General features: G+C 44.7%; 13 protein-coding genes. 5 read left to right on the top strand and 8 right to left on the bottom strand.

Translation table 11 applies throughout. The features are described from left to right. Positions 1-16 precede the first annotated feature (16 nt). Positions 17-1666, bottom strand: coding sequence for a flavin-containing monooxygenase (locus tag OLMES_RS13280; protein WP_087461708.1), 1650 nt, complete (start codon positions 1664-1666; stop codon positions 17-19). 17 nt (positions 1667-1683) lie between these two features. Beyond that, positions 1684-2619 (bottom strand): ferritin-like domain-containing protein, encoded by a 936-nt coding sequence (locus OLMES_RS13275; RefSeq protein ID WP_087461707.1) that lies wholly within the window; start codon positions 2617-2619, stop codon positions 1684-1686. Between the two features lie 206 nt (positions 2620-2825). On the opposite strand from OLMES_RS13275, the gene OLMES_RS13270 reads away from it, so the two are divergent. The 3 genes from OLMES_RS13270 to OLMES_RS13260 all read left to right on the top strand — a co-directional run bounded on the left by OLMES_RS13270 (position 2826) and on the right by OLMES_RS13260 (position 4819). Continuing rightward, complete coding sequence (locus OLMES_RS13270) at positions 2826-3431, top strand: TetR/AcrR family transcriptional regulator (protein ID WP_087461706.1); 606 nt, start codon at positions 2826-2828, stop codon at positions 3429-3431. A gap of 59 nt (positions 3432-3490) precedes the next feature. Then, positions 3491-4429, top strand: coding sequence for a DNA replication terminus site-binding protein (locus OLMES_RS13265; RefSeq protein ID WP_087461705.1), 939 nt, complete (start codon positions 3491-3493; stop codon positions 4427-4429). 84 nt (positions 4430-4513) lie between these two features. Further along, complete coding sequence (locus OLMES_RS13260) at positions 4514-4819, top strand: hypothetical protein (RefSeq protein ID WP_087461704.1); 306 nt, start codon at positions 4514-4516, stop codon at positions 4817-4819. A 39-nt stretch (positions 4820-4858) separates the two neighbouring features. Here OLMES_RS13260 and OLMES_RS13255 read toward each other — a convergent pair whose 3' ends face one another. Both OLMES_RS13255 and OLMES_RS13250 read right to left on the bottom strand, forming a co-directional pair. Continuing rightward, positions 4859-6181: a dicarboxylate/amino acid:cation symporter gene (locus OLMES_RS13255; protein ID WP_087461703.1), complete on the bottom strand. Its 1323-nt coding sequence runs from the start codon at positions 6179-6181 to the stop codon at positions 4859-4861. Next, positions 6171-7004 carry a substrate-binding periplasmic protein gene (locus tag OLMES_RS13250; protein WP_157678298.1) on the bottom strand — a complete coding sequence of 278 codons (834 nt, stop codon included), beginning with the start codon at positions 7002-7004 and terminating at the stop codon, positions 6171-6173. The genes OLMES_RS13255 and OLMES_RS13250 overlap by 11 nt, the downstream gene beginning before the upstream one ends. Positions 7005-7239: 235 nt before the next feature. Here OLMES_RS13250 and OLMES_RS13245 point away from each other — a divergent pair, with 235 nt between their 5' ends. Beyond that, entirely contained in the window at positions 7240-8526 is a 1287-nt protein-coding gene (locus OLMES_RS13245) for a dicarboxylate/amino acid:cation symporter (protein WP_087461701.1), read from the top strand. A 133-nt stretch (positions 8527-8659) separates the two neighbouring features. On the opposite strand, the gene prsT is transcribed toward OLMES_RS13245, so the two are convergent. From prsT to OLMES_RS13225, 4 genes are all read right to left on the bottom strand, one after another. After that, positions 8660-11479 carry an XrtA/PEP-CTERM system TPR-repeat protein PrsT gene (gene prsT, locus OLMES_RS13240; protein ID WP_087461700.1) on the bottom strand — a complete coding sequence of 940 codons (2820 nt, stop codon included), beginning with the start codon at positions 11477-11479 and terminating at the stop codon, positions 8660-8662. A gap of 92 nt (positions 11480-11571) precedes the next feature. Further along, on the bottom strand, positions 11572-12345 hold the full coding sequence (gene xdp1 / locus OLMES_RS13235; protein ID WP_087461699.1) for an exosortase-dependent surface protein XDP1: 774 nt from the start codon (positions 12343-12345) through the stop codon (positions 11572-11574). A 513-nt stretch (positions 12346-12858) separates the two neighbouring features. Further along, positions 12859-13833 (bottom strand): DUF481 domain-containing protein, encoded by a 975-nt coding sequence (locus OLMES_RS13230; protein ID WP_087461698.1) that lies wholly within the window; start codon positions 13831-13833, stop codon positions 12859-12861. Between the two features lie 272 nt (positions 13834-14105). Continuing rightward, a complete protein-coding gene (locus tag OLMES_RS13225) occupies positions 14106-14642 on the bottom strand; it encodes a YcjF family protein (protein ID WP_087461697.1) in 537 nt (178 codons plus the stop codon). Positions 14643-14908: 266 nt separating this feature from the next. On the opposite strand from OLMES_RS13225, the gene OLMES_RS13220 reads away from it, so the two are divergent. Further along, positions 14909-15097 carry a hypothetical protein gene (locus tag OLMES_RS13220; RefSeq protein WP_087461696.1) on the top strand — a complete coding sequence of 63 codons (189 nt, stop codon included), beginning with the start codon at positions 14909-14911 and terminating at the stop codon, positions 15095-15097. Position 15098 lies beyond the last annotated feature (1 nt).

Here is a 15098-nt window from a genome sequence, read left to right as displayed (position 1 = left end):
TTCAGAGGGAAGCGGTTCAAGCTTTTACAATTCGATAATCTGTACTCTTGAATTTTTCCATCTGTGCTTTGAATTGGCTTGCAAATCCGGGGTACATGGTAGCATTAAAGCCATCTTCCGTGAGATACCAGCTCTTGCACCCGGAGTTCCAGTTCGTCTTCGCCAAGCGACGTTGAATATCCGCATTGAACCGGCGTTGCTTATCTGAACGAACATCCATCAGCTTGAGATTCTCGCTCAATATTTTGCTGATACCTTTAACCGCGTAGTCCAACTGGGATTCCATATAGACCAGTGCCGAGTTGTGCCCCGGGCCTGAATTAGGCCCAAAAATCATAAAGAGATTGGGGTACCCTGTTACGCTTATACTTTTATAGGCTTTAGCTCCACGCGCCCAGCGCTCAGACAACTCCACGCCTTCAAGGCCTCGAACTGGAAATGGCGTACCTGATTTGCAAACATCAAAACCGGTCGCAAATACGATACAATCCACCTGATGTTCGATACCCTCAACGGTTTTGATGCCACTTGCACTGATTTTGTTGATGGGCCAGGTAATCAGTTTACAGTTTTCTTGTTGCAATGCCGGGTAGTAATCATTGGAAACCAGCACCCGCTTGCAGCCGATCTTGTAGTTGGGGGTCAACTGACGCCGTAACCACTTGTCTTTTACTTGATTTTTCAGGTGCGCGGCACCAATCTTCTCCGCAACGCGGGTCAGAGGGGAGTTCCAAATTACCGCTAATGCCATCGCTTCGTGACCTAGATAAAGGGCATTTCGGACGGCACGCTGTGTTGCCGGAATTTTCGAGAAAAGAGCCTTGTTCCAGTTCGGGACATTAAAATCTGGCCGTGGCATGACCCAGGCAGCGGTACGTTGAAATACTTTTACATGTTCCGCCTCTTTAATCAGTTCCGGTATGATTTGCACTGCGCTCGCACCCGTACCAATCACCGCGACTTTTTTACCTTTGAAATCGTAATTGTGATCCCAGCGCGCACTGTGAATTTTGTGGCCTTCAAAATCCTCTACCCCTTCGATGTTTGGCAAGCTGGCATTAGACAAAGGCCCTTGAGCCATCACCATCGCACGTCCACAGTAATGATTACCATTTTCGCAGGTGACATTCCAGATGCCACCTTCCTCGTGAAACTCCGTATCAACCACATTACAATTAAAACGAATGTAGCTCTCGAGGTTGTGCTCCTTTACCAGGTTTTTGATGTAGTCCAGTATTTCCCGGCTACCTGAAAAGCTTTTAGACCAATTCGGGTTTTGTGCAAAGGAATAGGAATACAAATTAGATGGAATATCACATGCCGCACCAGGATATTGATTGTCCCGCCAGGTACCACCTACCTCACTACCCCGTTCAAGAATGATGAAATCCTTAATGCCTGACTGTTGCAATCGAATTGCCATACCGATCCCGGCGAAGCCTGCGCCGATGATAACAACCGATGCCAGCTTGGGTTTGGATCTTGATTCAATGCCAATCACATTGGCCGTATTTTTACGGGGTGTCTTTGATGCGTTTGATTTTGAAACCTTTGTATTTGAAACATTTGTTTTTAAAATATTTGCTTTTGACGCTGCTGTACTTGCACGACGAGCCGGCTTGGTCGTCGTGGCTTTGGTATTCGGAGTTTTACTACGTGTGGTCATAACCTGGCTCTCTTCAATCAAACAACATCAGATGTGGGTTTATCGGTTAACTCATAAACCCAGGAAGGAACCGCCGGTAACGCCCTCCTTGGAATGCGTCCGGTGAGCCTAACCAATGCATCGACAGGTACGTGATAGAAAGAGTTCGAGCGGTTTATCACCATGCGGCCATGGTGTTTAATAATCTGGAACCATGGATTACGGCGCCCATCTTCAGTTCGCCCCCCGATCTTCTCAAACTTACGCATTGCATCATACAAGCGTTCTTCTGGGAGACCCATTGCGACAATATTGTCACGCATCTTGTTAAGCAACGGGAAATAGGATGCAATCCCCAGAATGAGCCTTGGATCCAGTAAAGGCGCGACCATTTGCATGGCCTTGATCGTACTTTTGCCCCGCCCTTGCATTTCCATGACCGTAAAGCCAACCCCCAAATGACGCGCTTCATCACCATTAATTTTTTCGAATGCCTGGTGGCAAACGGGGTCATCAACCGTATCCAGCAAGAATTTGCAGAGCGCTCCATCAAGTGCGACTTCAAGCATGGGGACCACTGTGCCTAATACATAGTAAGGCATTTCATCGCTGTAGCGATCCAGCCATTCAATAACCAACCTCAGATTGATATTCGGCTCAGGTATCTCATCACCATCCAGCATGCCCCAGCGGCGCATCAACGCCATTTCGGCATTGGCGTGTCGTTGTTCTTCGGCATGAAAATAAGAGTACAATTCCCGCAGTGTATCTGTCGGGGCTTTTTTTGCCATGGCTGCAAAGGCGCGTGCGCCCACGTGCTCGATCCACATCAGATCGGCCATAAAATCTTTCAGCTTGGGCCATTGCTCTTCCGTGATCAATTCCGCACCGGGTGCGTCCCAATCGATTTCATCCAAAGACCACTGGGTCTTTTTGACTTTTTCGAGCATCTTATCTAAATCGATAGAAGCCATAACAATCTCCACTACGTAGCTAATACCATTGTTACTATCATTCGGCGAATGACATAAAATGAACCACAGGTATCTTGTTTGAACTGGTTTACTTTAAATTCACACTAATACAGTGTGTGGACCCAAACCTTTACGCTATTTACTGTCACATAACTTACTGACATAATAAGTCGAGTGCTTGTTCGGATTCAATTCGGAAAATATCTATGGCCAGAGTACCAAGACAGAACCGCTCGAAAGCAACGGTAGACGCGATTATTCAGGCTGCACTCATGGTGCTTGCCAAAGAAGGCCCCAATGCGGCAACGACCCGTCAAATAGCGGATTTGGCAGGCATTGGTGTAGGTTCACTGTATGAATATTTCGATAATAAAGAAGCAATATTTGAAGCCGCCGCGAAACGATTCGTAGACGATACCGTCGCGATGATTCAGCCCCTCGCCCCCAGGCTTGTTCGGATGGAAATACGAGATCTCATCCATGAGTTGTTATATAACTTTCGCGACTTTCTTGAAAAGAATGATCAACTGTACCTAAGGTGCGCTCGACATGCGTTCACCATTGATATGGCAGTGTATCAGGAACCGATTAATCGCGTGCTCATGGATCTTTTCATGCAATACCTTTTGTACCATCCGGAACTGACAAAATTAAAGAACATACCCGCTGCAATCTACTGTTATATCAATGGCAGTGTTTACACGGTCGTAAAACATTTGTCTGAAGAAAATAGCATCATTTCCTTTGAAGAACTTGTCACGGCTTTAGCGGACATGTTGCATTCCTACACAACAACGGAACTTGTAAAGTGATATTATTCAACGTGATAACGACAATATTTGAATAAATACTTACAGTGGAATTGTGTAAAATGGAAGTTTCTGAAATAACATCCTCGTTACAGGATGTAATGGGAGAACTGGAACACGAACTGGCATCATTGATCCAGACAATTAAAAGTGCAGATATCATTCAAACTCGTTTGTTTCACTTACCCCGGGTTAAGCCCCATGAAGAATATGAGCCCTATGGCTATATCATTCCGGAATTGAATGAAGACGCGGAAGCACTCGACTCCGCATGTAATGCCTACGTAAACTTCCACGCTGGCGGAGGTGAAGCAACAAAAGTAGTGTTCAGACTCCCGGGGGTAATCGTAGTGCGAACCGACAATGCCGACTACTACCGGGATAAAGTTGCTGGCATTAACCAGCTAAAAGATGAATTTAGTCGAATCAGTAACTTAATTGAAGACCAACATGAGCGGTTTGATATTGTGCACCGGCTCTTTCCCAGATTAATTCATCTTCAGGTCACGAGACATCTCTGTCTGCTCGATAAACCGCTCTACTCTATCAATTTCACATGGGGTCGACGACCGCTGTCACAAAAAGTGACAAAACATGACGTTATCAAACTCTTGGAAAAGATGAAAAAAGGTCGTCCACTCACAGCCCATGATTCACTGGACTGGCCAACCCGGTTGAATGCCGAAATTGCTAAATTTGGGCTACTCCCGGAAGACATCGAATTGCGCTTGAAGCGAGATATGAAATTACACCCTTTAGCAAATCTGCTCTATCAAGAAAAAGACGAGCTTGGCCGCCGAATCAAACGACAAACCAGCAATCACACGCCTTTGCTGGTACTAACCGAAAACAAGCCCCCAAAGCTTGGACACCTCAAGTCGTACGACCCCGATAATCCCAAGCGCTATCGCCCTAAAAAAATTAGCGATGAACGCATTACCCCGTACCTCCCGGTGTATCGAATCGAAAAAGAGCAATCTGAGCCCGTTGATCCGAATTGAATTTGCATTGAGACGATTTTGGCGTTAATTTAAACAATATCTTATTATACTTTAGTCGTACTCTTGCTTTGTGTGGTGCAAATTATGCTAAATGAGAAAAAATCTGCCCGTCTAAAACGCCGGGACAACAGTTATTTTATGGAACGTGTATATCGCTTTATCCCCAAAATGGCGTTAAATGACCATGAACGTTATGTCCTCTCCCGGGATTGTTTTCGTTTAACCTGGTTTACACTGGCCACTCTTAGTGTGCTCCTGCCTTTAGGTCTTATCGTTGAGACCTTGTTGTTAGTGAGTATACCGAATATCATGTTTTTCCGTCGTTGGTATCAATACAGTCACCGAATGGCCGCAGTACGTCTATCAGACTGCGGTAATACAGAAGACTGAATTGTAATGTAAAGTGCTCAAGCTGCATCGTTGTGGCTTTTATCCCGAAACAGCCGGCTCTGCTGGCAGCACCGTTTCTTCTTTTTCTCGATCCGTGATGATGACAGAAACGGCAGCACAGGCAGTATGCACGATCGCCAAAACCCGGAATGGCGCCACAATCGGGTCAACCACAATAAAAAGCACAATCACGGCATCGAACGGTAAGCCCAAAGGCGTCAGCACAATACCTAACATCGTTAAGGAAACAATACCTGATGTGCCTGCTGTTGCCATACCGGCAAGAATTGCACCGACAAAGACTACCAGCAATCCCGTAAAGCCAAGGGGAATATCGTATAATTGCGCGACAAACAATGTCGCAGTTGCGAAGTATAAAACAGGCCCAAATCGGCACAAACTAATCGCAAGTGGCACGAGTAAATCTACAGCCTGCTTGTCATAGCCCAGCTTTTTATGCATGCCTTCTAACGCGGAAGGCAATGTTGCTAAACTGTTTGCCGTTCCGAGAGAGATGATTACGGGTTGCTTGAGCGCTTGAAATGGCAGGAAAAAATTACCGACCCGAATCCCGATCACCAATGAACTGGCGATGAAAAGTATTAAGAATGCACCAATCACCAGTGGTACAAACTTGAACATTGCTAACAAAATATCAATGCCGACCTGAGACAAATTGCTGGCGATGAGTCCACACAAGCCAAATGGCAGTAAATACATGAGCCAGCTCACCAGTTTGGCAAATGCCTTGTAGGTCGCATCCAGAAAAGACAGCATCGAGTCTGATGCTTCTTTCGGAATTGAACCTACCGCAAATCCAAAAATGATGGCAAAGAACAGAACTTTTAGATTACTGCCATTACTAAGGGCATTAAAAATATTATCGGGGATCAAGTTTACAAAAAAACTTTTCAGTAACGAGGGCGGCTCTACGGGTGCAAAAGGCTCAAGTAAATTTATCTCCAGATCTGGCTGGTTTGCCCCTTGTATTGTCTTACCTAAAACAGACAAAGACTCCTCAGACAAATTAGAGCCCGGCTCCATCGATACACCGGCAAGCACCCCCAAACCACTGGTAAAAACCAGACCGACGGCGAATACTGCAAACATTCTACGAATATAATGAGTGTGCTGGTGCGACTTCAATAATTTACCGATGCTCATGGATATCGCTGTGATGAGTATTGGCAAAATACACATTTTCAGCACATTAAGGTAGAGATCACCAAATGGTGCAATGTATTCGACCCACTCCTGTTTTTGAGTTCCGATCAGAACCCCCACTAACGCCCCAGCTAAAATTGCCCACACGCTCAGCAAAAACTCAAACCGAGAGCGGCGATTACCGGATTCATTCCCCATCCTGGGCCTCCATATCTGAAGGTCGAACAATCGGCATTGAATTGGGCAACTTCAATGACTTCGGGGATTTTGTTTCGATTGCTGAAATGATGGCATCATATTCGTGCAATACCTTATCTGCACTCAGTTGCAATCCAAGAGATTCAATATAAAAATCGAGCAAAAACTGGAGATGGACACTATCCCAGGCAACCGCGATCCCCTTTGGATCCAGTGCATCTTTAAATACAACAGTGAGCAACTTTAAAGCTGTTTCCGGTTGATCCCGAATAATCTTCTTGATTTCTGCATCATCCCGGTAGCCTGCAACAACCTCACCGTTCAGAACACCATCGACTACCGCTTTCCAGGATGGGTATTGCATGATTTCCGTATTTTTGAATCGTTGTTTTGCGTACTCCACATAAGATGATTTGCCAATAACACCTATTTTCCCTTTCAGATTCTGGATGGCCTCTTCTTTCGATTTCCGGCCTGCCTGCTGCGCCAGCTTGAGACGATTGATCAACAACCCCTGATGGAGCACAATATAGGGTTCCGTAAATCGAACTCGCATCGCTCGGGAAAAGGTCATACTCAGTTTGCAAATTGCCAGATCCACCTCCCGGTTGGCGACCTTGTCGATCACGGCATTAAACGTTGCCGCACTTCGGTCAAATTCGACATCAACACCGAGTAGATTGGCAAAACCCCGGATAATATGTACATCTATGCCTGTCAGGTCTCCTTTTTCATCACGATAATAGAATGGGGGCGTGTCCCGAGAATACATTGCTACACGCAACGTGCCCCTATCAAGAATTTCCGCAATTGACGGTGGCATCGAACTGGCTGCAAATGCCGAAAATGATAATGTAATAAAGCAAAAAGTAGTTATTAAAGTACGAATTGTACGGCTAACGAATATGAACATGAATGATCCAACCGGAATAGCATTTAAAAGGGACTTTGCTAAGCTAAAAGAATTGGCTTTTTAAATACCATAGCAGCAGATTTGGAATGTCGCAGATTTAATCCTTGCAGGCAAACTCGTACAGCTCCTGAATAGACTATCCCTAATGAAACAAATCCTGTCATCGTTCGGAAACCTTTGCCTGAGCCCATGGGCGATTCTGGTCTCAATCATCATCGGTACCATGATTGGCGTGTACCAAAAAGAGCTTGCGTCTCAACTCGCGCCATTTGGTGAAATTTTCCTCTCTTTGATTCAAATGTGTGTATTGCCCATTTTGATCACTTCAGTGGTTTCTGGTTTGGGAAGGCTCCTAAGCGCCGGTGAAGCAAGGCATTACGTTGGGAAGCTGATCCTGATTATTTTCGCCGGCTTGCTCATGGCCTCGATTGTCGGTGTTTTTGTGGGTGTATTGATACAACCAGGCGGTACACTTGACCAAAATGCGCAAGCAGTAATAGGCCAGCAGGTATTCAGTAATGAATCCACAACTGAAAGCGATTCAGCTGAATCAGAAAGCATGGGATTACTGGGGTTTATCAAACAAATTATTCCGACCAATATTATTCATTCAATCAGCCAGGAGCAAACACTCTCGGTATTATTCTTCGCGATTTGTCTTGGTATCGCTATTGGCAGGCAAAAAGGTAGAAATCAAGACACTTTAGCGTTCATGGATTCATTGTATGATGCGTTTATCAGTATTATCGAAGCGATAATGTATGCGCTTCCCTTCGGTTTATTGTGTTTGTTCGCAGCACAAATTGCCAGTGTAGGGACTGAGATACTAACGGCCACATTCAAGTTGATAGCCGTTATATATGCTGTGGCACTAACGCTTCTAATCAGCTATAGCATCATAATTTGGTTGCGGGTCGGCGGATCTTACTTCAAAAGCATCTTGGCCCTGAAGGATATGCTCGTAATTGCCATGGGTACGGCCAGCAGTCTGGCAGCCTTGCCTTCTGCTTTGAAAGGACTTGAGAGGGGGCTAAATCGAGATAAAAATACGATTGACCTGATTGTGCCATTGGGGGTCCCCCTCAATCCACCAGGGTCTGTTTTTTACTTTGCAGTGGCAACGATCTTCCTCGCCCAATTGTATGCGGTACCTCTCGGCGCAGAACAGTACATCATTATCGTACTCGGCTCTGTTCTGGCAGGGATGGCTTCCGCTGGCGCACCCGGCGTAGCTGCAGTCTCGATGATTGCAATCATACTCGTGCCGCTTAATCTACCGGTATCCGTCGCTGTTATTTTATTGATCGCGATAGACCCCATTGTTGATCCGATTTTAACCGCAGTAAACATGCATGCTAACTGTGCAACTGCAGCACTCGTCGCAGACGAAGCGGAAGGGAAAAACACTAAAAGTGCAGAAAAAGGCAGCTAATGCTACAAAGGGCTAGCGAGGCCAAAACACCATGGATAAAAGGCTGGCGTAATCGCCAATGACTGAAAAGAGCAGCCCATGATCAGAGCACCGAACGGGTGTCTGATCATGGCGGGGCTGGACGTAATGAAGCTTATTTTTTCAACGCGGCTAACAGCTTTTCAGCTTCATCACGGTAACGTTCATTTTCCTCGGCGCTTAGTGCCGCTTTGAGTTCTGAAATGGCTTCGTTTGAACGCCCGAGCTTGGAGAGTGCGACCCCAATATGGTAGCGGACTTCACCATTACTCGCGTTTTTGGCGTAGGCTTCACGTAAGTAGGCCAACCCCTCTTCAAGATTCCCTTTACGAACATTCAACCATCCCACTGTATCTAAAAGCGTGTATGGCCGATCACTTTGTTCAAGGGTCTTTAGGGCGAGAGCTAAAGCTTTGTCAATATCCGTTCGAGCATAGATGTTTGCCAGATTGTTCGTCATCGCGATATCGTTTTCGAACCGTTCTTGTTGCAATAACTTTTCGTAAAAAGGAGCTGCTTTGTCTAGCTGCTGAGAATTAACATAGGCATCTGCAAGCATGCGTTTCATCCAGTCCGGAGATTTGATTTTTTGGACTTCCTTTTCCAACCGACTCAAGAATGTGTTTGTGGCGGTATCTGTTTTTGCCAATTCATATAGACCAATCCAGGCCTGACTGTATTGGCCATCAATATCAAGCGCATTGCCATAGTGCTTGAGAGCAAGCTCTTTATTACCCCCGCGTTCCGCGACTTTCCCATTCAACACATGAAACTCAGGAAGATTTTGCGCTTTGTTGTTCAGAGCACTTAACCGGCTGGCGGCATCGCTCACCTTACCTTGTTCGAACGCCAGATTAGCATACGCCAGCAGCACTCTTGTTGAGTCCGGCTCTAGATACAATGCCTTTTCCATTGCTTTTTCCGCAAAATCATATTGTCGCGCCTGAATCATCAGGTCGGTCAGAAATATCAGATCCTTTGCAGAATCACTCCAGATACTGTAAAGAATATTTGCGGGCGCCGGTGTATCATCAAAACGGTTCAGTGCACTCAGTATCTTGATTTTTTCGACCAGGTACACAGGATTAAGCGTATTAGACTTATGTAATCGCTCTGCGATGATGAGTGCTTCTGACCAATTTTGTCCGGATTTTGCAATCGCCAGAGTCATTTCATTTGCCTGCCTGTTGCCAGGATCGACAACCAGTAATTTCTCTAACCAATTTCCAGCTCCCGGAAGGTTTCCTTCATTAAAATCCAATTTCGCTAGCGCAAACAGAGATGGAATATGCTTTGGGGTCGTCTTCAAAATAGCTTGTAACAACTTTCTGGCCGCTTCAATTTGCCCGGTTTGGCTGTAGATTGAAGCTAAATGAAATTGTGCGACAAGATTGCCTGAGTCTTCTTTCAATATGTTTTGTAAATGTTTTATTGCGGCCTTGTTTAAACCGTTGCGCCAGTATGCAATTGCAATGAAATTATAAGCATCAATGGACATTTCGGAGCGCTGTTCAATAATTTTTGCCGTTGTAAGCGCGGCCTTGAATCGCCGTTGAACGATTTCAAGTTCCCCTTTTAGAAGCAAAAACTCAATTGGCGCATCTTTCAGTTGGCGCCCACTATCCTCGACATATTTATCAAGAAAAACGAGCGCTTCACTGTAACGCCCTCTTGCCTGCATTAACCGTGCTTCGAGTATCGCAAGATAAATATGGTCAGGAAAATTCAGCTTGGCTTGCGTGATAATCTCTTCAGCATCCAGCAGTTTATTTTCTTTGAAATACAGCTGTATCAATCTAGCCGATAAAGATAAATCTCTCGCGATATAAGGCTTACGACTCTCTAACAAGGCAATTGCTTTATTTTGTTCTCCCCGCTTCAGATACAATTCTGCAAGCATACGGACTGCACGAATATCCTGAGCACGCTTGCTTAGATACAATTCGAGCATTTGCCGTGCTTTCGCATCCGCACCTTGCATAAATGCGGATGCAGCCTGGACAAAGAGAATATGTGCATCATCTTCCAGTAATTGCAGGTCGATAACAGAAAGCGTATCACTTAGTTTTGCCAATGACTCCATCGCAAGTTCTTTGTTGTCAGTGGACAATAACATTGCTGCGTTGATTAAGATCGCCGTTGGGTCATTGGGAGTTTGTTCCAGAATGGCGTCCATGTAGGTTTTTGCATTTTCCAGATCGCCTGTTTTCAGATAAGTGGACGCCAAACTGCGCAGCACATTCGGATCGTCCTTATCAATGGCATAAGCTTTTTGAAAATAGTTGATAGCCTGCTTCAACTGCTTTTGTTTGAGCGCCAGTTCACCATTGAGATGCCAGGTTTTTTCCGCATCCGGGAAAAGCAACAAAGACTTGTCTATCAACTCTTGAGCACGGATATAATCTTTAAAGCGCATGTAAACGGTTGCCAGTGTATTCAAAGCACGTTGATTCTCCGGATACATGGCCAGCGCCGATTCAAACTCATTTCGGGCGAGTTCCGGCTCTTGTTCGAGTAGCTGAATTTGCCCCAACAGCAATTTCCATTCGAATCGGGTATTTTTGTTGAATTCATGCTGGCGCTTTTCAAACTGCAGAATCTCCGGAATTTTCTTCTGCAGAATCAGAGATGTGCCAAGCAAAGGTAGAACGAGATTGATATCCGCTCCCAACGCCAGAGCTTGCTCTAACTCTTCGCCAGCAGCCACAACATCACCATTGCCAAACATAACCTGTGCAATCAGCAGCTTAGAAGGAATATGTTTTGGGTCCTGCTGTAAAGCGTTTTTGAGATGGATATAGGCTTCGCTTGTTTTACCTGCGTGAAACGTTGAAATCGCCTTTTCATAATGCTCATTTGTATTGGGTGCGGCGTGCACCTGAGCTGTAGCGATTACAAACTGAATGATAAGCGTAAAAATTAAACAGTATTTCATAGATATTTTAGAATCCTGATGGAATAATTCAGGTTTTTCAGGCACAAAAAAAGCGAACCTGAGTTCGCTTTTTAGTATAGCCGAGAATTTAATTAGCTTTTTGCATTCTGGCTACGGCGTCGTAATACCAGTGCTAACAGGCCGCCAGCAAACAAAGCCAAACTTCCTGGCTCAGGTACCTGACCGGTAGGAGGTGGGATTTCATCATCGAAGGTTCCTTTTACGCCTTCCAATTTCACACCATCATTGAAAGAAGTATGATTAAGTGCACCGAATGCCGTATTATACGCTCCAATCAGCCAATACTTAGAGTAGGAAGCAATATTGATCGCCTGGTAGCCAGAAGTGTTGATGTTGTTGTAGCTGGATGTGTCCCAACCTAAATTAACAATCTCCTGCCAGGTTTTAGAAGCTGACACAGAAGCGAAATCCATGGTTCCAGCACCGGTAAACGCACCAACCGACATGTCTGCAGCACCATCATTGTTTGTGCCACCGTCATCTGTTGCCCAACTGAGATCCAAGTGAGATAGATTTACAGCTGTTTCAAATTCCAGCAGGATCATGTCAAAGCCATCATTACCGGTATTATCGGTCGAGTGATCGGGGACGTCATTCACATTCTCTTGGTCATTAACCACCCCGAGACCATCGCCCCAAAATACTAGCTTTGCATCTTCGACTGTGTTGCCGAAGTCAGAGCTTGACCAAGCGGTTGCGCTCATGGTTACACCGCCAGCGTCCAATTGGTATTCGTTAAACAATGTACCGTTGCTGTGATTCTGACTGAAATTCCATGTTTCCATTGCAGCCATAGCTGGCAAGGCCATAAAACCTGTCGCAGCAATGATTATTTTTTTTAACATCCTAATAACTCCAAAAGTCGCCTCGTATTCAATAACGGAGAATAAGCAACATGCATACCAGAAGCAAATTTTTTCTAATTAAATTAAGCTTGTTAGCGGGTCGGATTAGTTCATATGAGGGTATGTACAAAAAAGGTGTAAACAAATATGACACATATGACTAATTAATTTGCAGATTTCGTCGTCACAGTCGGATCTTCATTGAGCTAGAGTCCGAATTTGACAAAACACTATCCTAAAATGACCGGACTAAAGAAATAGTAAACTTTGAATATACCTGAAACTTAAGCATCCGAGTTTCAAATTAAGTTTCCCGTCTTTTCGATTGAGATTATTTATTGTTTATATTCAATACTTTAAACAGTATCAATCAACCAAGAAACAGGTGTGGCCTGATTATTCTGACATTATAGTGCCTGACTTAAGAATGGACATGCAGTGTAAAAATATCTGACAAGCAGCATTCTGCACTCCACGCCACCATCACACCAATGGCGTGGGTTCGGAAAATATTCAGAACTTATAACCAACAGACACAATCATGTCTGCCTGCTTATTATCAACTCCGAAACTGGGCTCGTTATCATAACTAATGTTGTAGGTAAAACTCAGAGAAAAGTCATACAACAGAGGGACAAGCAAACCCAAGGAGGCTCGATATCGGTAATCATCACTATTATCGACATCCATGGTATAAACGACGTTTTGCGTAAACTTTGCGGCCTGAAGAACAGAACATTCGAATCCTTCATAGGCTGCATATCGAGCACCTTCACTATCGGCTTCACTTCCTGCCGCAATAGCTGTGGCCGAAAATTCCTGATACAGATACTCCGCCCCCAATGCGACATTCATCTGACAATCAGATTCTCGGAAGAGATAGACGCCCGGAGCCGCAAAGATCTCGTACTCCTCGTCAACGAGCAAAACATCATCTTGTGCGTAACGCAGGCCAGCAAGCGCAAAAAAACGGTCATTAAAATGATAGCGAAAATAGTTGTCACTACTTTTACGATCCGCGAGTGTCTGACCACTCGCTTCATCGTCCTTTATCTGATTGAACGTGGACACTACAAAGTCTTGATCAGTCCAGGTTGCTTCAGCAATATAGGTTTGGCTACTGTAGTCAGATTGACCGGAGCTGTTGGTTATCCCGATGGAAAAACTCCCGGTTAGCTCCGAAGGTATGGCCAACCATTCCCGCAACTTGGATACATGTGGTTTTGCGGCAACCGGCTTCTCCATTACTTTAGCCTTATCTTTACTGACTACGACAATGCCAAGCTCTTTCGTCTGGAAACGAATATTGCCTTGTGCATCATCGCTCAGCTGTACCCCTGTCAATTGATCTCCATTATCAAACTGAAGGACCTTGGTCTTTGACTGCGATTCAGTCTCTTGAGCTCCAACGGCTGCAGCACTGAGAATCAGACTACTCGCGACAAAGCTATGCAATGTTGCTTGAACAGATTTCGGTTTCAATAACATAAAATTATCCTGTGCTATTAGAGGAAGACCTTATTGCGCAGCGTATGCGAATGAGTGTGGTGCAGGTAAATAAAATAATCAGTTGAGCAATACATTTAACTTGGCGGGAACAGTATATAGTGGAGTGGACGTAAATATCTGACTTGAAATGATTTATCTAGAAGACTATCTAACAAACACCCTACTTTAATTGGAACCAACACACTTAATCAGCAGGGTGCCCATCTTGAAAATAGATGGGCACCTCACAAATCTGCAACAATCAACAGATTTTAAGCAACCTTTGCACCACCTTTGGCGCCAGCATCTTTCTTCAGGTTCTCAGCGTATGCTTTACCTTTTTCGAATTCATCTTCGTAAAAAGCACGCACAGCTTCCGGGTCGAAGTTTAAAAAGTTACCACCTGACTCGAAATGCTGAATGAAAACACGGGACAAGGCATAAGTTGATGCACCTGCAACTACGGCGACACCAGCAGAGCCTACAATCGTGCCCACAATGGGAATGGATTTAGTCAAACTGGCAAGACTGATCCCGAGTGGCGCAGGTGCGGCACCACCAATCAGCGATGCGATAAGTGATTTGCCAATATCTTTAGAAAACTTCACACCATACATTTTAGATAGACTGTGCAACATTTTAAGCTGCAGCACAGTCAGGCCAGCCAAATCTACAATCGGAATCGGAATCATGCCTACGCCCATCGCCCCTAAAACGTAGTTTTTCGAGGTAGAGCGAGCCATTTCAAGACGGTGCTCTAAATCTACATCCTGTACTTCAGTATTTTCTTCTTTCGCTGTCGCAGTCATACCCATATCTCTTTGTGTTTTTTAAAATAACGGTAGCCCTTGGTGCACTCAAGAAGAGACTAGTTGAAACTTTGACCAGTATCAAGGTGTTTTTTTAACCTATTTTCTTCTTAAAAACCGGTTTAATGTAACCTCAATTGATACTCTTATTTCTCATTCATTTCTTTGATAAAGCCTGAAACAGTGACTAACCTTTTAGTCGGAGGCTTTTAGCTTCTTTCGGAATGAGTGCCGCAATGGCCTCAATATTAAGAGGAAAGGACACAATGCTATATCTAATCGTATATCTACTCTTTTGTCTTTTAGTCGCGTATGCCGGACGCTACAAGCGCTTTGGTTTGTTCGGAAACTTTTTTATCGCACTCCTTTTATCACCGTTAGTGGGCATCGTGGCTGTTTTGGTGCAAACAGAAAAAGATCGTATAAAAAGCCCCGACTACGAAACCAATCGATAAC

This window comes from Oleiphilus messinensis (genome assembly GCF_002162375.1).
GTDB classification, from domain to species: domain Bacteria; phylum Pseudomonadota; class Gammaproteobacteria; order Pseudomonadales; family Oleiphilaceae; genus Oleiphilus; species Oleiphilus messinensis.
The sequence above is the reverse complement of the archived record's forward strand: the minus strand, read 5'-3'. Positions and strand labels throughout refer to the sequence as shown.

What these genes read in the sequence shown, in the direction of transcription:
- OLMES_RS13270 (WP_087461706.1), top strand. Translation starts at nt 2,826, where the DNA reads ATGGCCAGAGTACCAAGACAGAACCGCTCGAAAGCAACGGTAGACGCG.
- xdp1 (WP_087461699.1), bottom strand. Translation starts at nt 12,345, where the DNA reads ATGTTAAAAAAAATAATCATTGCTGCGACAGGTTTTATGGCCTTGCCA.
- OLMES_RS13245 (WP_087461701.1), top strand. Translation starts at nt 7,240, where the DNA reads ATGAAACAAATCCTGTCATCGTTCGGAAACCTTTGCCTGAGCCCATGG.
- OLMES_RS13225 (WP_087461697.1), bottom strand. Translation starts at nt 14,642, where the DNA reads ATGACTGCGACAGCGAAAGAAGAAAATACTGAAGTACAGGATGTAGAT.
- OLMES_RS13275 (WP_087461707.1), bottom strand. Translation starts at nt 2,619, where the DNA reads ATGGCTTCTATCGATTTAGATAAGATGCTCGAAAAAGTCAAAAAGACC.
- OLMES_RS13255 (WP_087461703.1), bottom strand. Translation starts at nt 6,181, where the DNA reads ATGGGGAATGAATCCGGTAATCGCCGCTCTCGGTTTGAGTTTTTGCTG.
- prsT (WP_087461700.1), bottom strand. Translation starts at nt 11,479, where the DNA reads ATGAAATACTGTTTAATTTTTACGCTTATCATTCAGTTTGTAATCGCT.
- OLMES_RS13260 (WP_087461704.1), top strand. Translation starts at nt 4,514, where the DNA reads ATGCTAAATGAGAAAAAATCTGCCCGTCTAAAACGCCGGGACAACAGT.
- OLMES_RS13230 (WP_087461698.1), bottom strand. Translation starts at nt 13,833, where the DNA reads ATGTTATTGAAACCGAAATCTGTTCAAGCAACATTGCATAGCTTTGTC.
- OLMES_RS13220 (WP_087461696.1), top strand. Translation starts at nt 14,909, where the DNA reads ATGCTATATCTAATCGTATATCTACTCTTTTGTCTTTTAGTCGCGTAT.
- OLMES_RS13280 (WP_087461708.1), bottom strand. Translation starts at nt 1,666, where the DNA reads ATGACCACACGTAGTAAAACTCCGAATACCAAAGCCACGACGACCAAG.
- OLMES_RS13250 (WP_157678298.1), bottom strand. Translation starts at nt 7,004, where the DNA reads ATGCCACCGTCAATTGCGGAAATTCTTGATAGGGGCACGTTGCGTGTA.
- OLMES_RS13265 (WP_087461705.1), top strand. Translation starts at nt 3,491, where the DNA reads ATGGAAGTTTCTGAAATAACATCCTCGTTACAGGATGTAATGGGAGAA.